Origin of the sequence: Bariatricus massiliensis, assembly GCF_900086725.1 — a bacterium.
In the GTDB taxonomy this organism is placed as follows: domain Bacteria; phylum Bacillota; class Clostridia; order Lachnospirales; family Lachnospiraceae; genus Allocoprococcus; species Allocoprococcus massiliensis.
In genome coordinates this window covers 353806-380235 of record NZ_LT574836.1, presented here as the reverse complement: position 1 = coordinate 380235, position 26430 = coordinate 353806, and the positions used below count along the sequence as shown (strand labels likewise).

The window sequence follows — 26430 nt, the reverse complement described above, 5'->3', positions numbered from 1 at the left end:
TTAACCATTATAGCAAATAAAGTGAAAAATACAACATTGGTAAAGAAAGCCGTTACCATTGGCACAGACAAAAACTGCAGCACAACCTATATCCGTCGTGCTGCAGTTCCTCGTGTTTTGCTTCACTGCCCTATCTTTTTATTCTTTCCAAAATTCAGAGTACCTGCCTCCGTTTTCCATTGTCACGCCTCTTGCTTCTGCGAGTTCACTTACAGTGACCAACTGATATCCCGCATCAATAAGCTTTGGTATCAGCGCAATCGCCGCATCCACAGAGGTCGTGTGAATATCATGTAGAAGCACAATGTCGCCGTCCCCGGCATTGTTCATGACATGGTCGATCGTAGCCTGTGCATTCTTCGTCTTCCAGTCCAAGGTATCAATAGACCACATAATCATAGGCATTCCCACATTGGCCTTTACGTTATCATTAATTGCCCCGTAGGGAGGTCTCATCACGGTCGCCGGCTGTCCTGAAGCGTTTGAAATCAAATTGTTCGTATCCCCCATCTGAGCTTGTACACCGGCGGCATCCAGTTTGGTCAGCTGTGGATGGTTATATGAATGATTGCCCAATTCATTGCCTTCATCCAGCATCCGCTTGACAACGTCACCGTACTGCCCTACATTCTGCCCCAGCATAAAGAAGGTAGCGTGTGCATTATACTGCTTCAGGGCATCGAGCAATTCTCCCGTCCTTGGCCCCGGGCCGTCGTCAAAAGTGAGGGCCATCATTGGTTTATCCGGGTCGATGCTGCTCTCCTCGGACTCCAGCTTTCCGTCCTTGGCAAACACACATTTCTTAAAACCAATCTTTTGTTCGCCGGTCACCATCCTGCCTTCTGCGTCAAAATAATACTTCGTGTCATCCAGTGTCAGCCAGCCCTGATGCATTTTGCCATCGTCGTCCAGATAGTACTTAACTTTGTTCTCTTCATACCATCCAGTCTTGGCTGCGCCTTTCTTTCCAAAAAGATATTTGCTTCCGTTAATCTCCTGCCAGCCGGTCACTTTTTCACTATTCTCGTCAAAGTAATATGTCTTGTTGTGATATGTAATAAAATCTGAAGTCACATAGGTACCGTCCCAGCGTTTAAACTTCTTTCCTTCCCACTCGCCGAACTGGTTCTTGACAGTAAAGGTTCCTTCCTTCACCTCAATCTTAACCTTGCCGAACCATTCTGACAATAAAGGCGTCGTCATCTCACTGGTCAACTCCGGTTTAATCGGATATTCTCCTTCAGCCGTCCCATCCGCCTCACAGTTTAATGTGAATCCGATTCCTTTATTCAATTCATCTATCAAATCCTGCACCGTATAACTGCTCTCATCCTCAAGCTTCAATGAAGTGTCCCCTTTACACTCCGCCTCCGCTTGAAATACCGGCTTTTCCTCACCTTGGACAATCGACATGTCTTTTGCCTTCAGCACTACCGTCAGCTCGTCGCTCTCCTTTGCGGCGGCAGCATGGCTTAAAAACAGACAGGAAAGAAAACATACGACAAATACCCCTATTAAGCTGCCGGATGATATACTGTTCCTCTGATTCTTCTTTCTTCTCCTACGTCTCTTTACCGCTCTTGCCCTTGCACGCGCTAATTCCTCTCTTCTCATTCGTATCTCCCCACTTTAAAACACACAATATATATACTATTTTCTTCTGTTGTCTACATTATAAGCTAACATATCCTACTATACAACTGAAGAAATTCTTAAGATATCTTAAATATAACACTAAAAAATTTAACATTTGTAATAGTTACCAGTTTTTTGGAAATATTACCATTTTTGTCGCCTAAAATAAGTCAATAATTGGCAAAAAGAAAAGGAGGGAAACATCCCTCCTCCATTTACATAATCACGAAATCACTCTTACTCTGAGAACATTTGGAATTGCCTGCAGTTCATCTGCTACGGCTGCATCCCCGCCATTATCCACATCGATCATGGTATAAGCATACGAGCCTTTACTTTTGTTGGTCATATCGGCAATATTGATGTTTTCTTTTGCGAGAAGCGCCGTAAATTGGCCTATCATATTGGGCACATTCTTGTGTAAAATAGTGATTCTCGCCTTGTCTCTGACCCCCATGTCACAATTTGGAAAGTTTACAGAATTTATTATATTGCCATTTTCCAGAAAATCTTTTACTTGTTTTACTGCCATTACTGCGCAGTTATCCTCAGACTCTTCTGTGGATGCTCCCAAGTGTGGGATAACAATAGCATTTTTCACCCCTGCAATCTCTGGCGTGGGGAAGTCTGTCACATATTTTTTGACCTTCCCCGACACAAGTGCATCTACCATATCTTCACTGTTGACCAGCACATCTCTGGCATAGTTCAGTATCACTACCCCGTCCTTCATCAAGCTTATAGAGTCCTTGTTGATCATACCCTTCGTATCATCAAGCGCGGGGACATGAATCGTGATATAATCGCATTCTTTGTATATCTCATCCGCAGTCTTTGCGTGGTGGATATTTCTGGAAAGCCTCCATGCGGAATCCACTGACACATAGGGGTCATATCCATAGACCTCCATTCCCAGATGCGTGGCCGCATTGGCCACCAGTACACCGATGGCGCCCAGCCCGATAACTCCCAGCTTCTTTCCGTCTATCTCGCATCCGGCAAACGCTTTTTTTGCTTTTTCAGCATCTTTTGCTATATTGCCGTCCTCTTCATTTTCCTGAACCCAGTTAATTCCTCCCAGAATATCCCGTGATGCCAGAAGCATGCCCGCAATCACCAGTTCTTTCACCCCGTTGGCATTTGCCCCCGGCGTATTGAAGACAACGATTCCCTGTTCCGCACATCGTTCCAATGGAATATTATTGACACCTGCCCCGGCTCTGGCAACCGCCTTCAAGCTTCCGTCGAACTCCAGATCATGCATGGACGCACTTCTCACCAGAACTGCATCCGCCCCTTTCATGTCGCTGGCGGGCACGTAATCGTCTGTAAATCTTGCAAGGCCGGCCTCAGAGATTGGATTTAAGCAATGATATTTATACATATTACAGATTCTCCTTCTCGAACTTTTTCATGAATGTGACTAATGCCTCGACACCCTCGTAAGGCATGGCGTTGTAGATGCTGGCTCTCATGCCGCCCACACTTCTATGCCCCTTCAGATTTTCAAAACCGGCTTCCTTTGACTCTTTTACAAACTTGGCGTCCAGTTCTTCGCTGCCAGTCACAAAGGGAACATTCATAAGAGAACGGTCTTTCTTCGCGGCAGTTCCCTTGAAAAGCCTGCTCTCATCCAAAAATCCATACAACAGAGCTGCCTTCTTCTCATTGCGGGCTTTCATCACCTCCAAGCCGCCCATGTTCTTCAGCCACTTGAAGACTTTCCCGCAAATGTAAATACCATATGCAGGCGGCGTATTGTAGAGCGATTTTGCGTCCGCATGGGTTTTGTACTGGAGCATGGTGGGCGTACCCGGAAGGACATCTTCCGTTATCAAATCTTCACGGATAATTACGATGACCGTCCCCGCAGGTCCGATATTTTTTTGCACGCCCCCGTAAATGACACCGTATTTTGTCACATCTACCGGTTCCGACAGAAAGCAGGAGGAGACGTCTGCCACCAGTGTTTTTCCCTTCGTGTTGGGAAGTTCTTTGAATTTTGTACCGTAAATCGTATTGTTCTCACAGATATAAACGTAGTCTGCATCTTCATCTATAGGAAGATCTGAGCAGTCCGGAATGTAGGAGAAGGTTTTGTCTTCAGAGGAGGCAATCTTGTTGACTCTGCCGTATTTAGCCGCTTCCTGAGCCGCCTTTTTTGCCCACTGCCCTGTGACAATATAATCTGCAGTTTTATTTTTCATCAGATTCATGGGAATCTCCGCAAACTGCTGTGATGCCCCGCCCTGCAGAAACAACACTTTATAATTGTCCGGTATGTTCAGCAAATCCCGAAGGTCCTGCTCTGCTTCTGTTATGATGCCCTCAAAGGCTTTGGAGCGGTGGCTCATTTCCATCACAGACATTCCCGTCCCCTGATAATCAAGCATCTCTGCCGCCGCTTCTTCCAGAACCTCCACCGGCAGCACAGCCGGTCCCGCTGAAAAGTTGTAAACTCGTTTCATGAATTCGTCCTCCATTCCTTCTGCTGTCAAACTGTTTCCGAAGTTACTGTTTTGATTTTAGGATAAATCCCCTTCATCAAAGGCCTCGCTGATAGGCGCTCCCGGAGCTACCATCGGCCAGACTTTATCATCACTGTCTATCTGACAGTCGATAACCACTGGTTTTCCATAGGAAAGTGCTTCCCTGAATGCCTCTGTAAATTCTTCTCTCGTGGTGGCGCGGTATGCTTTTGCCCCCATGGCCTCCGCCAGCTTCACAAAGTCAACGGCGTCATTCAATACGGTCGCCGAATATCTTCCCTCATAGAAAAGATTCTGCCACTGACGCACCATGCCGAGCACATGATTGTTCACTACCACTTGGATAATTGGTATGTTGTGGCGGACTGCCGTTGCTATTTCGTTCATATTCATGCGGAAGCAGCCGTCACCGGCAATATTCACGACAGTTTTATCTGGACAGCCGCATTTTGCGCCCAGAGACGCGCCCAGACCATATCCCATTGTCCCCAGCCCGCCTGAGGTCAGGAAGGTCCTTGGTTTTGAATATTTGTAATACTGTGCCGCCCACATCTGATGCTGTCCTACTTCCGTGACGATCAAGGCCTCCCCTTTCGTCTGCCGGTAAATCTCTTCCACCACATAAGGCCCGCTCAGCACATCCGGATGATATCTCAACGGATATTTTTCTTTGTAATCCATTATCTTGCTTATCCACTCGTCATGATTCTGCTGCGGCAGTCTCTGGTTGACGATGGTCAAGACTTCTTTGATATCTCCTACCACGCCTTCGTCAATCAATATATTCTTATTCATTTCCGCCACATCTATGTCAAACTGTAAGATTTTTGCATTGCTTGCGAACTTCTTTGCGTTGCCCGTGACACGGTCGGAAAATCTTGCTCCCACAACAACAAGCAGATCACATTCACTGACGCCATAATTTGCCGTCTTCGTGCCGTGCATTCCGAGCATTCCCGTGTAGAGACTGTCCGTACCCGGAAAGGCGCCTTTACCCATAAGCGTGTCGCAGACCGGAGCCTGCATCTTCTGTACGAATTCCTGAAGCGCCTCGCTGGCGTCTGACAGCACTGCGCCGCCGCCCACAAAAATATATGGCTTTTCTGATTTTTTAATCATCTCTACCGCACGGTCTACATCTTCCATGCAGACTTCCTGTGGGTACTTGGGCACCGGTTCTACCTCCGCCGGCTCGTACTCTGCCATTTCCCCCGTCACATCTTTTGGGATATCGATGAGCACCGGACCCGGACGCCCCTTCTGCGCAATTGCAAATGCCTTGCGCACCGTCTCCGCCAAATTGTTCACATCTTTTACGATAAAGTTATATTTTGTTATCGGCATCGTGATTCCGGTAATATCAATCTCTTGGAAACTGTCCTTTCCCAGCAGCGGCACGCCTACATTGCAGGTGATAGCCACTATGGGAATGGAATCCATGCATGCCGTGGCAATTCCCGTAACAAGATTGGTGGCTCCCGGTCCGCTTGTGGCAAAGCATACTCCCACCTTGCCGGTGGCTCTCGCATATCCGTCCGCCGCATGGGAGGCGCCCTGTTCGTGGGAAGTCAGAATATGCCTGATTTCATCACTGTGTTTATATAATTCATCGTATACATTTAAAATTGCTCCGCCCGGATATCCAAAAACCGTATCCACGCCTTGTTCTTTCAGACACTCTATAAGTATTTCTGCTCCGTTTAACTGCATTGCGCATTCCCCTTTTTCTGTTATTTTTGTATTTCCAGAACAGCCCCCCGGTTTCCGGAAGTAACCATCGCCGCATATCTCGCCAGATATCCGGTAGTCACTTCTGGTTCTCTCGGCTGCCATTTTGCTTTTCTTTCTTCCATGATTTCATCCGGCACATCTACATTGAGGCTTAAATTTGGAATGTTGATCTTGATGATATCTCCCTCCTCGACCAGCGCGATCGGCCCGCATACTGCTGCTTCCGGAGATACGTGACCGATGGAGGCTCCTCTGGAAGCGCCGCTGAAGCGTCCGTCCGTAATCAGTGCTACTGAGGAACCAAGTCCCATTCCTGCAATGGCAGAAGTCGGATTCAACATCTCCGGCATTCCCGGTCCGCCCTTCGGTCCTACATAACGGATGACTACGACATCTCCCGGATGGATTTCCCCGCTCTTTATAGCAGTAATGGCGTCTTCTTCACACTCAAAAACCCGGGCCGGCCCTTCATGTACGAGCATCTCCTCCACAACCGCAGAGCGCTTTACTACGCTGCCGTCGGGAGCAAGATTGCCTTTCAAGACAGCCAGACCTCCTGTTGCCGTGTAGGGATTGTCAATGGGGCGGATAACCTCAGGATTCTTATTGAGGCATCCTTCTATATTTTCTCCCACCGTCTTTCCGGTAACGGTCAGGCATTCTGTATGTAAGAGCCCCTTTTTGTTCAATTCATTCATGACCGCATAGACGCCACCCGCTTCGTTCAAATCTTCCATGTAAGTCGGGCCGGCAGGGGCCAGATGACAGAGGTTCGGTGTTTTTTCGCTGATGCCATTTGCAAAGTCAATCTCAAAATCCATTCCAATCTCATGGGCAATGGCAGGGAGGTGCAGCATGCTATTTGTAGAGCAGCCAAGCGCCATATCCACCGTCAAAGCATTCAATATCGCTTCTTTCGTCATAATATCTCTCGGGCGGATATTCTTTTTAAGCAGTTCCATGACCTGCATTCCCGCGTGCTTTGCCAGACGGATGCGCTCCGAATAGACCGCCGGAATCGTCCCGTTGCCCCGAAGCCCCATGCCAAGTACTTCGGTAAGGCAGTTCATGCTGTTCGCCGTATACATTCCAGAGCAGGAGCCGCAGGTCGGGCACACCTTATTTTCAAATTCGCAGACATCTTCCTCCGACATCGTCCCCGCCGCATAAGAGCCTACGGCCTCGAACATGCTGGAGAGACTGCGCTTCTGTCCTTTCACACGTCCTGCGAGCATCGGCCCTCCGCTCACAAATATGGTCGGTACGTTGATTCTGGCAGCCGCCATCAACAGTCCTGGTACGTTTTTATCACAGTTGGGAATCATGACCAGTGCATCGAACTGATGTGCCAGCGCCATAGCCTCCGTAGAATCCGCGATCAAATCTCTGGTGACAAGGGAGTACTTCATGCCGATATGCCCCATAGCGATTCCGTCACAGACGGCAATCGCTGGAAACATGATTGGCGTACCTCCCGCCATAGCGATCCCCATCTTAACCGCATCTGCAATCTTATCCAAATTCATATGCCCCGGGACAATCTCGTTATATGAACACACAACCCCTACTAACGGGCGCTCCAATTCTTCTTTTGTATATCCAAGTGCATTGAATAAGGAACGGTGGGGCGCCTGCTGCATCCCTGTTTTGACATTATCACTTTTCATTTTCTTATCCTCCTATTTGATTCTCTCACATATCAGGCTGCCCATGTCGGCAGTGCCGACCTTCACGCACCCTTCGGACATAATATCCCCCGTCCTGAATCCGTCTTTTAAAACCTTTGAAACTGCTGCCTCTATGGCATCCGCCGCCTGATCTTGGTCAAAGCTGAACCGCAGCATCATGGCCGCAGATAAAATGGTGGCTATCGGGTTGGCAATGCCCTTCCCTGCAATGTCCGGGGCAGAACCGCCGCTAGGCTCATATAGGCCGAACTTCGTATCATTTAGGCTGGCGCTTGCCAGCATACCGATGGAGCCGGTCACCATGCTGGCCTCATCCGATAAAATGTCGCCGAACATGTTCTCGGTGAGAATGACGTCAAACTGCTTCGGGTCTTTTACAAGCTGCATGGCACAGTTGTCCACCAGCATATGTGCGAGTTCCACGTCAGGGTAATCTTTCGCCACTTCTTCCACGACTTTTCTCCAGAGCCGGGAAGAGTCCAGTACATTCGCCTTATCCACACTCGTCACTTTTTTCCGTCTCTTCCGCGCGATGTCAAAGGCACGTACCGCGATGCGCCGAATTTCATTTTCATTATATGTAAGTGAATCATAGGCGGTCATTACACCGTCTTCCTCGACGGTCTTACGCTCTCCGAAATACAGGCCTCCGGTCAGTTCCCGCATAATCATCATGTCGAATCCTCCTGCGGTTATCTCTTCCTTCAGAGGACAGGCGTCTTTGAGTTCGTCGTATAAAACTGCCGGTCTTAGGTTGGCAAATAAGTTCAATTCCTTGCGAATCTTCAGCAGACCTGCTTCCGGCCGCTTTGACGGCTCCAGCTGATACCATGGAGAAGTATTTGCGTCTCCTCCGATGGAACCCATGAGAACCGCGTCACAGGCTCTCGCCTTCTCTACTGTCTCATCTGTCAATGGAATCCCGTGTACATCAATCGATGCGCCGCCCAGCAGCAGATGTTCATAATTACATGTAAATCCATAGGCCTCTCCGGCTTTATCCAATACCTTCATGGCCTCCGCCACGATTTCCGGACCAATACCGTCACCCTTGATTACTCCAATATTCAGGTTCATTGTCTTCATTCCCTTCTGTAAATACCGCCTAGTTTTATACTCTGGCAGAATCTGTTACCCATTATAATATCTTATTTTCCTGTTAGTTTCAACCCTTTAGCACGCAAAAGCAGAAAAAATTAGAGTGCTCTCTGTTTTTATTTTTGTACAATTTTACCAGAGCCCGGTATTTTCCCATGTGCCTTTAAATACCAAAATATCTCCAGCCCAGTCTATGGGCCGGAGATATCTTTAGCTCTTACAATTTCCATATATCTCTGTTATATTCGGCTATTGTCCTGTCAGAGGAAAAGTAACCGGCTTTCGCTATATTTACCAGCATCTTTTTAGCCCACTCCGTACGGTTCTCATAGTCCGCGAACATCTGCTCCTTTTTCTGGATATACTCCTTCACGTCGAGCAGTGTCATGAACCAGTCCTTACGTATCAGTTCTGCATGCAGCTCCAGAAGCAGATAAGGGTCTCCGATACGCAGCATCTGCGGGCTGATGATGAAATCTACCAGTCTGCGGATTTCATCGTCTTCTATATAGTAGTCCACGGCACGGTAATCGCTGTTGCGATAGTGTGCAATGACCTCTTCGCTGGATTTACCAAAAATATAGATATTTTCATCTCCCACAAGCTGATGGATTTCTACATTTGCGCCATCCTCTGTTCCCAGAGTCACTGCACCGTTCAGCATGAATTTCATATTTCCGGTACCACTGGCCTCCTTCGATGCCAGCGATATCTGCTCAGAGATGTCACATGCCGGCATCATTTTCTCAGCCAGCGTCACATTATAGTTCTCCACCATCACCACATTCAGGTAAGGGGCCACGTCCGGGTCGTTTTGAACGAGCTGCTGCAGGCAGAGAACGAGATGAATGATATCTTTCGCTATGATATACGCAGGCGCGGCTTTTGCGCCGAAAATCACGGTAATTGGCCTTGCCGGCTTTTTCCCGCTTTTAATCTCAAGATATTTATAAATAACATACAATGTGTTCATCTGCTGGCGTTTATACTCGTGCAGCCGTTTGGACTGGATATCATAGATAGAGTCGGGATTGATATCGATTCCCTGTGTCTGTTTTAAGTATGACGCCAGTTCCTGCTTTTTCACATGCTTCATCTCTAAAAGCCTGCGAAGTACATTTTCATCTTCTATGTAACCGAGAAGTCCTTCCAATTTTCCAGCATCCTTGCGGTAATCCGGCCCGATGAGGGAATCCAGCATCGCAGTCAACTCTTTATTACAGTGTAAAAGCCATCTGCGGAAAGTAATTCCGTTAGTCTTATTGTTGAACTTCTGTGGGTAAATATCATAAAACGGCTTCAACTCTTCGTTTTTAAGAATCTCCGTGTGGAGGTGAGCCACTCCATTTACACTATAGCCATAGTGGATATCCATATGAGCCATGTGGACTCTATTGTCTTTGTCGATGATATACACCCTTTCATCCTGATATCTTCCCTTCACACGTAAATCCAATTCTTTTATGATGGGCACGATCTGAGGCGCCACCTGCTCCAGATAGTCCAGAGGCCATTTTTCCAGCGCTTCCGCCAGAATAGTGTGGTTCGTGTAAGCACAAGTCTTCTGTACAATCTCTACCGCTTCGTTAAAGTCGATCTTCCTTTGTACGAGCAGCCGAATCAGCTCAGGAATGACCATGGACGGATGGGTATCGTTGATTTGAATCGCCACATGTTCGTGCAGATTTCTCAAGCTGATTCCCTTGTCATCACATTCTTTTAAAATATACTGAGCCGCATTGGATACCATAAAATACTGCTGGTAGATGCGGAGCAGGTTTCCCGCCTTGTCACTGTCATCGGGATAGAGAAACAGTGTGAGATTGTGGGCAATATCCTTTTTGTCAAAGGATATTCCCTCTTTGATGATACTGTCATCCACCGTTTCCACATCAAAAAGATGTAGTTTATTCGTGACTCCTTCATAACCGGTCACATCAATATCGTATAGCTTCGATTTCAAAGTAAATTCTCTGAAGGGAACCTCAAAGGATACCCCCGCATCGGTAAGCCAGCTCTCCGAATCTATCCACGGATTGGGAACTTCCTTCTGCCTGTTTTCATCAAATAACTGCTTGAACAGCCCCATGTGATAATTCAGGCCAATCCCGTCTCCCGCAAGTCCCAAAGTGGCAATCGAGTCCAAAAAGCAAGCTGCCAGTCTGCCAAGGCCGCCATTTCCCAAAGACGGCTCCGGCTCAATCTCCTCTATTGCCGCCAAACTTTTGCCATTTTCCTCCAGAAACGCAGAAACCTCGTCATAAATACCCAGATTAATCAAGTTGTTGGACAACAGCTTGCCAATCAAGAACTCCGCCGAAATATAATAAAGCTTCTTCTTGCCCTCCGCTCTCGGCGCCGCTTCCGCCATATCCTTAACAATTTCCAGAAGCGTAATATAGATCTCCTCATTCGTCGCCTCACGGAGACCCTTGTTATACTTTTGTTTTACAATTTCCTCTATTTTCTGTCTAATCATCTTTTTACCTCCGAATTGTAGACGGGGACAGGTCCCGATGCGTTGGGACCTGTCCCCAACGTTGACTGGCGTTCTGCCAATCTGGCCGGCAGTATTTTTCCCGGCACTCCTTTTTTGCTCTCTATCATTTGAAATAAACTCTTTACCGACTCTTTCGCCATCTCCTCCACGGGCTGGACTACCGTTGTCACCGACGGTATATAATATGCCGTATAACTGAGGCCGTCAAATCCTGCCACTGCACATTCTTCCGGTACTTTCCGTCCGGCCTCATGGAGTGCCCGCAGTGCGCCGATAGCCATTAGGTCCGAGATGGCGTAGACTGCGGTAAATGTCGTTCCCTCTTTCAACAGTTCCTTCATAAGCTGATATCCGTTTTCCATGGAATACTCTGCGTGGTTCTTATCCAAGTGCCTGATAAGCGTTTTGTGGAGCGGAATCTTGTACTCTGCCAACGCCCTCTTATATCCTTCAAGCCTCATTCGGCCGATATTGCAATCGTCTTTTGCCGCAGCCAGAATGGCAATTTTCTTGTGTCCCTTTTTACACAGGTGCTCCACCATATAAAAACTTTCCTGTTCATTGTCGATAGTGATAAAAGAACAGGTCTCCTTATCCGGTATATCGGGAAGTTCTGCTGTACTCACCACAAAAGGAACTTTAATACGCCCAAGCCGTTCCTCCTGACCTTGAAAATACCCGCCGAGAAAGATAAGCCCCCTCAACCGCTTTTCCTTCACCAGCTCCAAGGCGGCGTCTACTTCATTCTGCTTGTCGCCCACATGCTGGATAAAAAAAGTATAATGCTCCTGATGTATCTCTTCCTCCATCACTCTCATCATAGTGGCAAAAAACGGATTGTCTATGTCTTTTACAATAATGGCCACCGTCTTTGAATCCGTCCGTTTCAGATTCCGGGCACTGTTATTCGGAATGAATCCATCCTCTTCCACGGCCTTAAGAATCTTCTCTCTGGTCTCTTTGTTAATATCCGGGTGATTATTCAGCGCACGGGAAACCGTACTGACTCCGACTCCGCACTTTTTAGCAATATCTTTGATTGTCAAAGCCATAATCTATTACTGCTCCCTTTCTCCCGGCAGCCTGCCGTACAGTTCTGTAATCTCCCGCATCCTTTTTACCAGCTCTTCCGGCACCGCTCCCTTCTTGAGCCGCCAAGTCCAATTCCCGCCCAGCGTGGACGGCTCATTGATTCTGGCCTCATTTCCCAAGCAGAGATAATCCTGCATTGGTATAATACATGTATCCGCAGTACTCGCATGGGCAAGACGGATGATTTCCCATACAGCGTCCTTCCTCTTAAGCGGCTCCTTGCCCATATATTTCCATGCAAACTTTTTATCCGCTTTCTTCAAGTTCTGATACCAGCCCGCCAAAGTTTCATTGTCATGGGTTCCCGTGTAGACAACACAGTTTTTAGAATAATTATGAGGCAAATAGTTGCTCGGCTCTCTGGAATCAAAGGCAAATTCTAACACCTTCATCCCCGGATACCCCGATTCCTCCACCATGCGAAGAACAGAATCCGTAAGAAATCCCAAATCCTCCGCTATTATCTTGATGTCCCCTAGCCTTCTCTTTACTGTGCGGAACAAATCCAGCCCCGGCCCTTCTTCCCATTCACCAAATTCAGCCGTAGGGTCGCCGTAAGGAATCGCGTAGTACTCGTCAAATCCCCTGAAATGGTCGATTCGTACCACATCGTACAACTCTGCACAGTGAGCAATCCTATGTATCCACCAGCGGTATCCCGTCGATTTGTGATACTTCCAATCGTAAAGCGGATTCCCCCAAAGCTGTCCCGTCTCACTAAACGCGTCCGGCGGGCATCCGGCCACCTTCACCGGCATCCTGTCCTCGCCGAACTGGAACAGCTCCGGATTTGCCCAGCTGTCCGCGCTGTCAAAAGCCACATAGATTGGAATATCTCCGATAATCTGAATCCCCCTCTCGTTGGCAAACGCCTTCAGCCTCATCCACTGTTCCATAAATTCATACTGGAGAAACTGGTAGAACATCAAATCCTCCCCGTGGAGAGCTTTAAATCCTGCCAAAGTTTCCGCATCCCGCATCCGATATGGCTCCTCCCATTCACTCCAGCTTTTCCCCTCGTGCTGTTCTTTCAGGACCATGAACATCGCATAATCTTCCAGCCATTCCTCATGCTTTTCACAAAACTTCTGAAATGCATCATCCTCCGCAGCTTTACTGCGCCCGAACGCCTTTTTTAATAGTTTGAACCGCTCCTTATAAAGTCTTCCATAATCTATAGAACTGCTGTCCTTTCCAAAATCACATTTATCACACTCTTTCTGCTTCAGCCAGCCCTTTTTCACCAGTGTATTCAAATCAATAAAATACGGATTGCCTGCAAAAGTTGAAAAAGACTGATAAGGAGAATCCCCATATCCAGTCGGCCCAAGAGGAAGAATCTGCCAATAGCTCTGTCCAGCCTTTTTCAGCATCTTCACGAATTTATACGCCTCTTTCGAAAATGCCCCGATTCCATACTCGGAAGGCAGGCTCGCCACCGGCAGCAGAACTCCACTCGCTCTTTTCATCATCTGACACCTCTTTTCTATTGGAAACGTTATCGGTAACGTTTCCAATAGCTATATTATAAAAGCATTGCACAAAATATGCAATGCTTTTTCCAACCTCACTGATTAATTCGCATTCGCTTTCTCAACCTGCATGATTGCCTGCTTCTGCATTGGAATACGGCAGTTCTTGTTGTTGCCGAATTCTACAATAACGTCTTCATCCGTAATGTCGATGACAACACCGTAGAATCCGCTTGTTGTCAGGACAGTGTCTCCCACTTCCATCTCAGAAAGCATAAGCTGTAGCCTCTTCTGCTCCTTCTTCTGCGGTCTCATCAATAACCACCAGAATCCACCTAAAATTACTACATAAAAGAGAATAATTGTAATCGGATTATTAAAAATAGATGCTGCTAATGTGTAATTCATATTCTTTCCTCCTAAAACTCATAAGCACTATTGCTATCATACACAATAATGACTATTACATCAAGATAATTTTACCGATTTTAGAAAATTTTTCTTTTCTAATCCAGCGGATTCGCTAAATCGGATAGCTTTTGTCTCTTAAATTCTTTATAATCCCCGGCTTCAATAGCTGCTCGTATCTCTTCCATCAAGGTATTATAGTAATACAGATTATGAAGCACACACAGCCTCATCCCCAGCATCTCCTTCGCCTTTAGCAAGTGCCTGATATACGCTCTGGAGTAAGTCCTGCAGGCCGGGCACTGGCATCCTTCCTCGATTGGACGGGAATCCAGCTCATATTTTGCATTGAATAAATTCAGCTTACCGTGGTTCGTATATACATGCCCGTGCCTTCCGTTCCTGCTCGGATATACACAGTCAAAAAAGTCCACGCCCCGGTCTACCGCCTCCAAAATATTAGCCGGTGTTCCTACTCCCATAAGATAGGTGGGCTTGTCCACAGGCAGATATGGGACGGTCTCTTCCAGTATGCGGTACATCTCTTCGTGAGACTCCCCGACCGCCAGCCCGCCCACAGCGTAGCCGTCCAAGTCCATCTCTACAATCTGCTGTGCATGCTCTTTCCTGATGTCCTCGTAAATGCCCCCCTGATTGATGCCAAACAAGAGCTGATGCGGATTGATGGTATCCTCCAGCGAATTGAGCCTTGCCATTTCTGCCTTACATCTGGCCAGCCACCTTGTGGTACGCTGCACCGACCGCTCCATATACTCTCTGGTTGCCACACTGGAAGGACACTCGTCGAACGCCATCGCTATCGTAGAGGCAAGATTGGACTGAATCCGCATGCTCTCCTCCGGCCCCATAAATATCTTTCTTCCATCAATATGAGAATTAAAGTAAACTCCTTCTTCTTTAATTTTACGCAGCCCCGCCAGCGAAAAAACTTGAAATCCGCCGGAATCCGTAAGGACAGGCCTGTCCCATACCATAAATTTATGAATGCCCCCCAGCTTTTTCACAGTCTCATCACCGGGACGCACATGCAGGTGGTACGTATTCGAGAGCTCTACCTGAGTTTTTATTTCTTTCAAATCCACTGTGGAGACCGCGCCTTTAATAGCTGCGGCAGTTCCTACATTCATAAATACAGGGGTCTCGACGACCCCATGTACCGTGTGCAGTCTGCCCCTTTTGGCCAGACCGTCTCTTTTTATCAATTCATACATTGTATCTTACTCCTAATAGTGACAGACAACCGGTGTGCCGGACTGCACATTGTTAAATGTGGTCTGCGCCACATTGTACTGCAGATTCACACAGCCATGAGAGCCATGAGTCAGATATCTTCCACCGCCAAATGCAGCCTGCCACGGCGCATCGTGAAGTCCGATTCCACCGTTAAACGGCATCCAGAAAGATACAGGCGATTCCCATTCATAAGAACCATCCGGTTTCTTAGGTCCTCGAAGCGTCGCATTTCTCTGTGTGTACTTGATATAGTATACTCCCTGTGGCGTCGCATCCCCCGCACTCGGTTTCCCGGTAACGATCGGCCCACTGGTAACAACTGCGCCATTGACGAACAGCCACATATACTGGTTTGTCAAATCGACCTCCACATAAGTGGTGCCCCAGTCAGCTCCGTCATGGCTAGCCGCCGTCTGTGAATATGCCGGCTCTTTTGTCACTACCTCCCCGTTCTGAATACTGGCCACCAGCGCCTCATACTCCGCATCCTTGTCGATAATCCAACCATAGTCCCCGCCTTCCACGGAAACACTGTTGCCGTTTCCAGAAGTAAAGGTACGCTGTGCCTTGTATGTGTTGTATTTGCTCGCCAATGTCTGAATATATTCCGATACCGCGTCTGTGTTAAATGTGACAGCCATATTATCGTCCGTCGTAAGCCATTGAGAAATCAAGGCTTTATCTACAACTTCCGTCGCAGACCCAAATGTATAAGTAATACTTGCAGTCATATACTTATTCATATTGGCGCATGCGTCCGCTACTTCCTGAGACTCTGAAGTATATTTAGGTTTGACATAACATCCTTCTTCCGTCATATCCATCGTTGGACGGAATCCGCCAATATATTCTTTCGCTTTAGCCTTGAATGTCTCATTCTCAATCGTACTTCCCACCACTTCCGGCTTGACAACAAACTCATTGCCGTCAAATTCGGGCTTAGCCATCTCAGGGGCCACTTGATTTTCAGCCACCATGCAGTCCAGACCGTCTATCACCGAATTCAGCTTCGCTTCATCGAAGGATACACCGACAGACGCTGTGATTTCAGGCTTCTCCCAAAGACTCTTCGGCCAGAGGAACGGGTTCTGCTTCTTCATAAGCTTAGTGAGCTCGTCTCCCTTTTCGTATTTAAGATCAATATCTGTTCCTTTAATAATCTCAATCCCACCGTCAGACTCCTTCAAATCCAGCTCGTAGTCCTGTACTTGGCGCTCCATATAACTTTCTACATTTTCTACCGATTTAGCAGAAAAATCAACGCCGTTGATTGTGGTATTAAAGTAAAAGTGGCTCATAAAAAATATGCTGAGTCCAAGATATGCCACCGCAATCACACCAAAAATAGAGCCAAACACAATGCCCAGCACCTTTTTTCTCTTTTTGCGGCGCAAGGCCTTCTCTTCTTCGGAGAGCGGCTCTTCCTCCTCAAAGTCTTCGTCCTCGAACTCCTCGCCGTCCTCACTATCCAGAACCGGCTCCATGTCCTCCGCGTCTCCCGCGTCCAGCTGCGGCTCCATGTCCTCTGCGTCGTCCGCATGCAGGCCAAGCTCTGTATCTTCCGCGTCATCCACATGCAGATTGAACTCTGCTTCTTCCGCGTCATCTACATGCAGATCTAGCTCTGTATCATCGCCGTCCAGCTGTGGCTTCTCCTCTACCGGCTCAGATGCATCCGCTTCTTCAGCCTGTTTATCTTCGTCTGCGGCTGTCTCAGAATCCAAATCATTCCCAGATAAAGTATCGACTGAAGTATCCGGTGTTTGTTCCCGGAGCGCTTCTGACACTTCCCTGATGGCTTCTTCATCGACTTCCCCTTCAGGATCGACTCCTTCTCTTTCTTCTTCATCTGCCGCGTTCACCTCTTCAAAAATACCTTTTAATGTTTCCTGCATAATTTCCTCAGAGCTTTCTGGAAACTCATTCAGATTCTTATCATTTTTTCTGCTTTCGCTCATTTAGATATAAACTCCCTTATAAACTCAATATGTCGTAATTATAATACGAATCCACCACTAAATACAACACAAATCTCTTAAATTTCCTTAACTTTGTATTAATTTTCTTCTGAATCCCTACTTGTTTCCTGTGAAATCTTCCTTTATAATGGTTTTTAACAAAAAAGAAAGGCTTGGTAAACATTATGGCAGGTTCGATTTACGGCAGATTATTTCAGATTTCAACCTGGGGCGAATCACACGGCAAGGGAATCGGAGTCGTGATTGACGGCTGTCCCGCAGGACTTCCTTTGACGGAGGAGGATATCCAGATTTACTTAGATAGAAGGAAACCCGGTCAGAGCAGATATACTACCAGCCGCCAAGAGGGCGACACAGCAGAGATACTCTCCGGTGTATTTGAGGGACGCACCACCGGCTGTCCTATTTCTATCCTGATACGCAATCAGGATCAACGTTCGCACGACTATAGTAATATTATGGACAGTTATCGGCCCGGCCATGCAGATTACACCTTTGATATGAAATACGGCTTCCGGGATTACCGGGGAGGCGGACGTTCCTCCGGCCGCGAGACAATAGGACGCGTTGCCGCAGGCGCTGTGGCGGCCAAAATGCTCTCCGAACTGGGTATACACATTCAGGCTTACACAAAAGCCATCGGGCCTATAATCGTCCCCGAGACGGATTATGATTTTGAAGAACTGTACAAGAATCCACTCTATATGCCGAATGCTGACCTTGCCCTAGAGGCGGAAGCATATTTAAAAGAATGTATATCCGCTCAGGATTCATCCGGCGGTGTGATTGAATGTACCATAAACGGCATACCTGCCGGCATCGGGGATCCTGTCTTCGATAAGCTGGACGCCTCTTTGGCCAAGAGCATACTCTCTATCGGAGCAGTAAAAGGTTTTGAGATTGGCGATGGTTTTCAGGCGGGTGCCGCAAGGGGAAGCGGCAACAACGACTGTTTTCGCTCGGAAAACGGATGTATTCAAAAAGCGAGCAACCACTCCGGCGGAACCTTGGGCGGCATGAGCGACGGCACCCCCATTGTCTTCCGCGCCGCGGTAAAGCCTACTCCCTCCATCTCACAGCCACAGAATTCCGTGGACAAAAATGGACGGGACATCTCCCTTGTCATCAAAGGACGCCACGACCCTGTCATCGTCCCCCGGGCCGTGGTGGTCGTAGAATCCATGGCCGCACTGACTGTCGCTGACCTGCTGATGAGCAACATGACGGCACGCATGGACTCACTGGTGCGTTTCTATAAATAAGCAGATAAACAGGAAAAGGAGCAAAGACTATGAAGTTTGGACCTTTAGAAGTAAAAGATAAAACAGGACGGACGATCACGCTGCGGAACGCAGATATATCAGATGCCCCTGCCCTGATTCATTATATGAAAGCGACAACTGCCGAAACACCATACCTCGTCAGAGAGCCGGATGAATTCAATATGACCGTGGAGCAGGAAGAACGCTTTATCGAAAGCCTCCTTGACAGCGAAAGAGAGCTGATGTTAATCGCCACAACAGGCACAGAGCATATCGGGAACTGCTCCCTGATGAGTATTGGAAACTACAGAAGATATTCACACCGCTGCGAAGTCGCAATCGCCTTATATCAAAAATACTGTGGCTGTGGAATCGGGAAAATCATGCTGGAAACTATACTCACAACAGCAAAAGCTGCCGGTTACGAACAAGCCGAGCTAGAAGTCGTCAAAGACAACGCAAATGCTCTCGGCCTGTACGAAAATCTAGGCTTCAAAGCCTATGGGGCCTTCCCTGATAATATGAAATATTCTGACGGCAGCTATGCCGACGCACTCTGGATGATGAGGAAATTATAATCTTTTTCAATAAGGAAGTACAGAAATAAGAGTGATTCCTTTCTGGTGTTATTCCCCCTTAAGTAGACAAGGTAAATGCCCCTGTTCTACTTGAGGGGGATATTTTATGTGTAGGAAACATACGTCCACCGCGCAAAACAACAATCGAGGAAACCTTTTCCCGGCCGCGTCAATTTAAGCCAAAAAACTCTTGCTTTTTTGCAGGAATGCTGTATAATGATTTTTGCATGTATTGTATAGAAATACTAAACTTTGAGTTTATTTTTACTTTCACAGACGAGAAAGGGGCGGATTTATGAATATTGGGCACAAATTAAAAGAACTGCGGATTGCCAAAGACCTGACGCAGGAGGAACTTGCAGACCGCTGCGAGCTTTCCAAGGGATTCATCTCCCAGCTGGAACGGGACCTGACCTCTCCTTCCATCGCTACTCTGGTGGACATTCTTCAATGTCTGGGCACAAATCTGAACGAGTTTTTCAGCGAAGACGAAGAAGAACAAGTTGTATTTGGTGAAGAAGACTTTTTTGAAAAGATTGATTCTGATTTATCCAACAAAATAGAATGGATAATTCCAAACGCCCAGCGCAATATGATGGAGCCCATCCGCCTGACTTTAAGTCCCGGCGGCTCTACCTACCCCGATATTCCCCATGAGGGCGAAGAATTCGGATACGTCCTGCAGGGTTCCGTGAAAATCCATGTCGGTAAAAAAGTATACAAGGCCAAAAAGGGGGAAGCCTTCTATTTTACTCCCCATGCCAAGCACTATATTGAAGCTTCTGCTTCCTCCGGGGCAAGACTCATCTGGGTCAGCACTCCGCCGAGTTTTTGATAAATATATTCTAAGGAGGACTAACCAATGCCAAATAAATTAATTGACATTATCGATGTTTCAAAATCTTTCGGGGATAATTTAGTTCTGGACGAATTAAACCTATATATCCGCGAAAATGAATTCTTGACCCTGCTGGGCCCCAGCGGATGTGGAAAAACTACACTTCTGCGCATATTGGGCGGTTTTGAGACACCGGACAAGGGCAAGGTTATCTTTGACGGAAAGGATATCACTTCTATCGCCCCGAACAAAAGACAGCTGAATACCGTATTTCAAAAATATGCCCTTTTCACTCATATGACGATTGCTGAAAATATTGCCTTCGGGCTGAAAATAAAAAACAAACCGCAAAGCTATATTAATGATAAAATACGTTATGCGTTAAAACTGGTGAACCTTGAAGGATTCGAGGAACGGCTCCCCGATTCTCTGAGCGGCGGCCAGCAGCAGCGAATCGCCATTGCCCGGGCCATTGTAAATGAACCTAAAGTGCTTCTTCTGGATGAACCTCTGGGGGCATTGGATTTAAAACTCCGGCAGGATATGCAGTACGAGCTGATCAGGCTTAAAAATGAATTGGGCATTACTTTTATATATGTGACCCACGACCAAGAGGAAGCCCTAACCATGTCAGACACTATCGTCGTTATGAATCAGGGCTACATTCAGCAGATTGGGACTCCTGAAGACATCTACAACGAACCGGAAAATGCCTTTGTGGCAGACTTTATCGGAGACAGTAACATCTTTGACGCTATCATGGTAGAAGACAAACTCGTTAAAATCGTGGGCGTGAACTTTCCATGTGTGGACACCGGATTCGGCCGCAACAAGCCTGTAGATGCCGTAATCCGTCCAGAGGATATCGATTTGGTGAAACCGGAAGAAGGTACATTACAGGGGATCGTGACCCATGTCATTTTTAAAGGTGTTCACTACGAGATGGAAGTCACGGCCAATAATTATGAGTGGCTCGTCCACAGCACCGATATGTTCCCGGTAGGTACTGAGGTCGGCATCCATGTAGACCCGTTCGATATTCAAATTATGAAAAAACCAGAATCTGAAGATGAGGAGGCGGTAAGTGTTGAAGAATAAAAGGAAACTTCTGGCCGGCCCCTATTTGTTCTGGGCTGCTTCCTTCATCATCATCCCGCTCCTTATGATCGTATATTACGGGCTGACTGACAAAGAAGGAGGATTCACGCTCCTGAACTTGGCCAAAATTACGGAGCCGGAGAACTTAAAAGCCTTAGGGCTCGCTGTTCTTCTCTCTTTTGTAAGCACGGTTATCTGCCTGCTTCTGGCTTATCCGCTGGCTATGATTCTATCCCGCCGCAATGTCAATCAGACCAGCTTTGTGGTACTGATTTTCATCCTTCCCATGTGGATGAATTTCCTGCTGCGGACACTGGCCTGGCAAAATCTGCTGGAGAAAACAGGCGTCATCAACTCGGTACTTAAGTTCTTTCATCTGCCGGGCTGGGAAATCATCAATACACCGGGTGCTATCATACTAGGCATGGTCTATAACTTCCTGCCCTTTATGGTTCTCCCGATATATAATGTCCTTGCGAAAATCGATAAGGACGTCATCTCCGCCGCCCGCGATTTGGGCGCAGGAAACATGCAGACCTTTATGAAAATCATTCTTCCCTTAAGTGTTCCCGGTATCATAAGCGGCATCACTATGGTGTTCGTACCGGCCCTTACTACGTTTGTCATCTCCGACCTGCTGGGCGGAAGCAAGATTCTTCTGATCGGCAATGTCATTGAGCAGGAATTCAAACAGGGAAGCAACTGGAACGTGGGGAGCGGCCTGTCACTTGTCCTTATGATATTCATCATCGCAAGCATGGCGCTGATTGCCAAATATGACAAAGAAGGGGAGGGCACAGCATTTTAATGAAAAAAATACTGCAAAATATATATCTGACATTAATCATCATTTTCCTGTACGCTCCTATCGCCACACTGGTAGTGTTATCCTTCAACGACTCTAAGACTCGTTCTAAGTGGGGGGGCTTCACTGGGAAATGGTACATTTCGCTTTTCAAGGATGACGCAATAATGAACGCGCTGTACACTACGTTGATCATCGCTCTTCTTTCCGCGTTGATAGCAACTGTCATAGGAACAGCGGCCTCTCTCGGTATTCAGGCGATGCACCGGCGTTACCGTACCTTCATGATGGGGGTCACCAATATCCCTATGTTGAACGCAGATATCGTAACCGGTATCTCGCTGATGCTTCTATTTGTCGCGTGCCGCTTTACTATGGGATTTTCCACCATATTGATGGCCCATATTACCTTCAATATCCCCTATGTGATATTGAGCGTCATGCCCAAGCTCAGACAGACTAACAAACACACTTACGAAGCCGCTATGGACTTAGGCGCATCACCGGTCTACGCCTTCTTTAAAGTGGTATTCCCGGACATCCTGCCCGGTGTGCTTTCCGGTTTCCTGCTGGCTTTCACCATGTCGCTGGATGATTTCGTTATTACCCATTTCACAAAAGGACCGGGGGTAGATACCCTGTCCACGAAAATATACAGTGAGGTGCGGAAAGGAATCCGGCCGGAAATGTACGCACTTTCCACAATCATGTTTGTCAGTGTCCTCTTGCTGCTGATTCTCATCAATATGAATCCGTCCGGCAAGGGCCATGATAAAGCACGGGCAGAGAAGACCATGTCCAACCGTCGTAGATTCGGACGCGTTTTGATGACACGTGTAGTACCGGCCGTCCTCACAATTGTCGTGATAGCAGGGGGCTTCTTCTACGCTTCCCGAACCAATATTTCGGGGAAAGAACAGGTGGTAGTCTACAACTGGGGGGAATATCTGGATCCTCAGGTCATCAAGATGTTCGAAGAAGAGACCGGCATCAGTGTAGTCTATGAGGAATACGAGACCAATGAAATCATGTATCCCAAAATCCAGTCCGGCGCCATAGCTTATGACGTGGTCTGCCCGTCTGATTATATGATACAGCGCATGATCGAGAATGATTTACTGGCGGAAATCAACTGGGATAATATCCCCAATATTAAGAATATGGATGAGACCTATATGAAACAGTCCCAACAGTTTGATCCGGGAAACAAATATTCTGTGCCCTACTGCTGGGGAACCGTTGGAATTCTCTACAATAAAACTATGGTGGACGAACCTATTGACTCCTGGTCTGTCCTGTGGGACGAGAAATACAAAGACAATATTCTGATGCAGGACAGTGTACGCGACGCTTTCGCGGTAGCGCTGAAATATCTTGGGTATTCCTTGAACTCCACCGACTTGGATGAGCTCAATGAAGCCCGCAATTTACTGATAGAGCAAAAGCCGCTTGTACAGGCCTACGTTGTGGATCAAGTCCGTGACAAAATGATCGGAAACGAAGCCGCAATCGGCGTCATCTATTCTGGTGAGGCTATTTACACGCAATGGGAGAATCCCGATCTAGAGTATGTGATTCCCAAGGAGGGTTCCAATGTCTGGATTGATTCGTGGGTGATTCCGAAGAATGCCCCCAATAAAGAAAATGCAGAAAAATTCATCAACTTCGTCTGTCGTCCGGATATTGCACTGATGAACTTTGAGTTCATCACTTACTCCACTCCGAACAAGGCCGCACGGGCTTTGATAGAAGACCCGGACATCCGCAACAGTGAAATTGCCTTTCCAAGCTCAGAGCAGCTGGCTGACTGCGAAACCTTCCGTTTTCTTGGAGACAAAAACGACGCAGTCTATAATGAGTTGTGGAGAGAAGTAAAATCCAAATAATAAGGAACGATTATGAAACGCATATTGGCATATAACATCACAGAAGAATATGACGGATCGACGATTCAAAAATTCCTGAAGGCACACTCCTACTCTGCCCAAATCATCCGCCGTCTGAAGGAAACGAAAGAAGGCATTACCAAAAACGGTATTTGGGCTAGAGTGGGAGAACCTCTCTGTTCCGGGGATGTGCTTTCTTTGACTCTAGTTGAAAAAGCCTCCTCGGAAAATATAGTGCCATCGCCACTGCCCCTTTCTATCGTCTACGAGGATGAAGATTTGATGATAGTCAATAAGGCGGCCGACATGCCCATCCACCCTTCTCAGGGAAATTATGATAACACTCTGGCCAATGCCTGCGCCTACTATTATCAGCAAAAAGGGGGTCCCTTCGTCTACCGCTGCATCAACCGGCTTGACCGGGACACAACCGGCCTCCTTATTCTGGCTAAAAATATGTACAGCGCGTCTCTTCTTTCCGGTATGTGCGCCGATCGCAAAATCCACCGCCAATATGTGGCCTTGGCGCAAGGGCTGACGCCCGGCTCCGGGACCATCACCGCCCCTATCGCCAGAGCTCCGGGCTCTACTATCGAGCGGATGGTGGATTTTTCTACCGGTGAATATGCCTGTACTCACTTCCGGAGGCTGGCATATAAAAATGGGTACTCCCTGATATCTCTTGAACTAGATACCGGGCGCACCCATCAAATCCGCGTCCATATGAAACACATCGGCCACCCACTGCCCGGCGACTTTTTATATAATCCCGATTACACGATTATCGGCCGTCAGGCTCTCCATTCGTGGCGTTTAAGCTTCCAGCACCCGATTACAGGTATCCCGCTGTGCTTTACGGCTTCTCTGCCGGATGACATGGCCTATATAGGACAAGACTCCTTACAGCAGTACCTTCCGGCCGGACTCTGACTACAAATCAAAACAGCCTCCGCCTATGAATTCTCTTAACAGTGAGTTCGTAGGGATGGCTTCACTGCCGATTCCCACAAAATAATCAAGGAATTTCAACAGTCTTTTGGCTTCTAAATATTCCTCACAATCCCGCTCTATGCCAAACAACGCCGGCTCTGCGTATTGCTTCAGCACGGCCAGTTCGTACAACAGCGCTGAATTGAACATGACGTCCGCCTCTTCCTGATAGGGGAAAATATTGTTCTCCTCGCCTCTTCGCACGGATTTCCACATGGCAATCGTATTTTTAGCGCTCGTTCCTCTTGTTCTGGCATCCCTTACAATTCTGCGCAGAAGACGCCCATCGGTAGATGGGATTCTGTTGTGCTCGTCAATATTCAACTGAGTGAGTGCACTGATATAAATCTTGAACTTATTTTCTTTGGGCAGTTCATGCGTAAGCGCATCGTTCAAACAATGAATCCCTTCAATCACAAGGATATCGTTCGGTCCAAGTTTCATATAGTTGCCGTTATATTCCCTCTTTCCAACCTTAAAATTAAAGCTTGGTATCTCCACCGTCCTGCCCGCCAGAAGATCCTGCAGGTCTTTATTGAATTTTTCAATATCCACAGCTTCAAGACACTCATAGTTTGGTTTCCCCTCTTCGTCCAGTGGCGTATTTTCCCGGTTGACAAAATAATTGTCCACAGCTATAGGATGAGGAATCAATCCATTCACACGAAGCTGCACGGAAAGCCGGTGCGAGAAGGTAGTCTTCCCGGATGAGGAAGGCCCTGCGATCAGCACGAACTTTTTATCGGGCTGGGAGGCAATCTCCGCCGCTATCTCGGCAATCTTTTTTTCCTGCAGCGCTTCCTGCACAAGAATCAGTTCCTGCGGACTCCCCGTAGTCACACAGTCGTTCAGCGCCCCCACCGTCTCAATGTCCATCACATCCCCCCAGCGGGTCGACTCCTTCAGTACTTGAAACAGTTTATTTCTCGGACAGAATTCCGGCACCACAGAGGGTGTATCCTGTTCCGGCATCTGCAGCACAAAACCTTCATCATATTGAAAAAGTTTAAAATACTTTAGATATCCGGTGCTCGGCACCATATATCCATAATAATAATCTTCGAACTCATTGATACTGTATATATTTACCTTCGATACCATCCGATACTTAAAGAGCCGCTCCTTGTCTCTCATACCATGGTGTTTGAAAAGAGCAATCGCGTCATCCGTGTGTATATTGCGCTTATTGATAGGCAGGTTCTTCTCCGCCATCTCACGCATTCTATACTCGACTTTATCTAAGAAATCCCTGTTAAGCTCTACATCACCTTTTACCGTGCAGTAATAGCCTTTATCAAGGGAAAAATGAACCCTCACCTGTTTCACTTTATCATGGCCGGCTGTATCATAAACTGCCTTTACCATCAGGAAACTCATGCTTCTCTTATAGGTCTTATGTCCCGCGTCATCCGCAGTCGTCAAAAATTGCAGCTCGCAATCCGCTTTCACGGTCTTTCTCAGCTCCTGAAGCTTTCCTCCGACATACACAAGCACAATATCATAGGGATAGTCCTTCTGATGCATCTGCGCGATCGACAAATAAGTAGTTCCCTCGGGATAGTATTCTACCTTATCCCCAATCTTTACCATATATGTTGTTTGCTCCAAATATTCTCACCTTCTTCCC

General features: G+C 47.3%; 20 protein-coding genes. 7 read left to right on the top strand and 13 right to left on the bottom strand.

Going from position 1 to position 26430, the window contains the following annotated elements; translation table 11 throughout:
* Window positions 1–138: 138 nt before the first annotated feature.
* From BN6465_RS03425 to BN6465_RS03370, 12 genes are all read right to left on the bottom strand, one after another.
* Window positions 139–1614: a polysaccharide deacetylase family protein gene (locus tag BN6465_RS03425; RefSeq protein ID WP_066731721.1), complete on the bottom strand. Its 1476-nt coding sequence runs from the start codon at window positions 1612–1614 to the stop codon at window positions 139–141.
* Between the two features lie 244 nt (window positions 1615–1858).
* Window positions 1859–3019 (bottom strand): phosphoglycerate dehydrogenase, encoded by a 1161-nt coding sequence (locus BN6465_RS03420; RefSeq protein ID WP_066731719.1) that lies wholly within the window; start codon window positions 3017–3019, stop codon window positions 1859–1861.
* Between the two features lies 1 nt (window position 3020).
* On the bottom strand, window positions 3021–4103 hold the full coding sequence (serC, locus tag BN6465_RS03415; protein WP_066731717.1) for a 3-phosphoserine/phosphohydroxythreonine transaminase: 1083 nt from the start codon (window positions 4101–4103) through the stop codon (window positions 3021–3023).
* 57 nt (window positions 4104–4160) lie between these two features.
* On the bottom strand, window positions 4161–5834 hold the full coding sequence (gene ilvB, locus BN6465_RS03410) for a biosynthetic-type acetolactate synthase large subunit (RefSeq protein ID WP_066731715.1): 1674 nt from the start codon (window positions 5832–5834) through the stop codon (window positions 4161–4163).
* A 20-nt stretch (window positions 5835–5854) separates the two neighbouring features.
* On the bottom strand, window positions 5855–7522 hold the full coding sequence (gene ilvD, locus BN6465_RS03405) for a dihydroxy-acid dehydratase (RefSeq protein WP_066731713.1): 1668 nt from the start codon (window positions 7520–7522) through the stop codon (window positions 5855–5857).
* Window positions 7523–7534: 12 nt separating this feature from the next.
* Window positions 7535–8620: a 3-isopropylmalate dehydrogenase gene (gene leuB / locus BN6465_RS03400; RefSeq protein ID WP_066731711.1), complete on the bottom strand. Its 1086-nt coding sequence runs from the start codon at window positions 8618–8620 to the stop codon at window positions 7535–7537.
* A 238-nt stretch (window positions 8621–8858) separates the two neighbouring features.
* The gene (locus BN6465_RS03395; RefSeq protein WP_066731709.1) at window positions 8859–11120 is read right to left on the bottom strand and encodes a glycogen/starch/alpha-glucan phosphorylase; all 2262 of its coding nucleotides are present in this window, start codon (window positions 11118–11120) and stop codon (window positions 8859–8861) included.
* Complete coding sequence (locus BN6465_RS03390) at window positions 11117–12193, bottom strand: LacI family DNA-binding transcriptional regulator (protein ID WP_066731707.1); 1077 nt, start codon at window positions 12191–12193, stop codon at window positions 11117–11119. Before BN6465_RS03390 ends, BN6465_RS03395 begins: the two co-directional genes overlap by 4 nt.
* 6 nt (window positions 12194–12199) lie before the next feature.
* Window positions 12200–13702 carry a 4-alpha-glucanotransferase gene (gene malQ, locus BN6465_RS03385; protein WP_066732746.1) on the bottom strand — a complete coding sequence of 501 codons (1503 nt, stop codon included), beginning with the start codon at window positions 13700–13702 and terminating at the stop codon, window positions 12200–12202.
* Between the two features lie 105 nt (window positions 13703–13807).
* The gene (yajC, locus tag BN6465_RS03380) at window positions 13808–14113 is read right to left on the bottom strand and encodes a preprotein translocase subunit YajC (RefSeq protein ID WP_066731705.1); all 306 of its coding nucleotides are present in this window, start codon (window positions 14111–14113) and stop codon (window positions 13808–13810) included.
* Window positions 14114–14211: 98 nt separating this feature from the next.
* On the bottom strand, window positions 14212–15345 hold the full coding sequence (tgt, locus tag BN6465_RS03375; protein ID WP_066731702.1) for a tRNA guanosine(34) transglycosylase Tgt: 1134 nt from the start codon (window positions 15343–15345) through the stop codon (window positions 14212–14214).
* Window positions 15346–15357: 12 nt separating this feature from the next.
* Complete coding sequence (locus tag BN6465_RS03370; protein WP_066731699.1) at window positions 15358–17325, bottom strand: L,D-transpeptidase family protein; 1968 nt, start codon at window positions 17323–17325, stop codon at window positions 15358–15360.
* Between the two features lie 185 nt (window positions 17326–17510).
* Here BN6465_RS03370 and aroC point away from each other — a divergent pair, with 185 nt between their 5' ends.
* The 7 genes from aroC to BN6465_RS03335 all read left to right on the top strand — a co-directional run bounded on the left by aroC (window position 17511) and on the right by BN6465_RS03335 (window position 24743).
* A complete protein-coding gene (gene aroC / locus BN6465_RS03365) occupies window positions 17511–18608 on the top strand; it encodes a chorismate synthase (protein WP_066731697.1) in 1098 nt (365 codons plus the stop codon).
* A gap of 29 nt (window positions 18609–18637) precedes the next feature.
* Window positions 18638–19186 (top strand): GNAT family N-acetyltransferase, encoded by a 549-nt coding sequence (locus BN6465_RS03360; RefSeq protein ID WP_066731695.1) that lies wholly within the window; start codon window positions 18638–18640, stop codon window positions 19184–19186.
* 295 nt (window positions 19187–19481) lie between these two features.
* Entirely contained in the window at window positions 19482–20021 is a 540-nt protein-coding gene (locus tag BN6465_RS03355; protein ID WP_066731693.1) for a helix-turn-helix domain-containing protein, read from the top strand.
* A gap of 27 nt (window positions 20022–20048) precedes the next feature.
* Window positions 20049–21122, top strand: a complete 1074-nt coding sequence (locus tag BN6465_RS03350) for an ABC transporter ATP-binding protein (protein ID WP_066731692.1) — start codon at window positions 20049–20051, stop codon at window positions 21120–21122.
* Window positions 21112–21930, top strand: coding sequence for an ABC transporter permease (locus tag BN6465_RS03345; RefSeq protein ID WP_066732744.1), 819 nt, complete (start codon window positions 21112–21114; stop codon window positions 21928–21930). The genes BN6465_RS03350 and BN6465_RS03345 overlap by 11 nt, the downstream gene beginning before the upstream one ends.
* Entirely contained in the window at window positions 21930–23813 is a 1884-nt protein-coding gene (locus tag BN6465_RS03340) for an extracellular solute-binding protein (protein WP_066731690.1), read from the top strand. The genes BN6465_RS03345 and BN6465_RS03340 overlap by 1 nt, the downstream gene beginning before the upstream one ends.
* A gap of 12 nt (window positions 23814–23825) precedes the next feature.
* A complete protein-coding gene (locus BN6465_RS03335; protein WP_066731688.1) occupies window positions 23826–24743 on the top strand; it encodes an RluA family pseudouridine synthase in 918 nt (305 codons plus the stop codon).
* Here the strand turns inward: BN6465_RS03335 and BN6465_RS03330 are convergent, their stop codons facing one another.
* On the bottom strand, window positions 24744–26411 hold the full coding sequence (locus BN6465_RS03330; RefSeq protein ID WP_066731686.1) for a nucleoside kinase: 1668 nt from the start codon (window positions 26409–26411) through the stop codon (window positions 24744–24746).
* Between the last annotated feature and the right edge of the window lie 19 nt (window positions 26412–26430).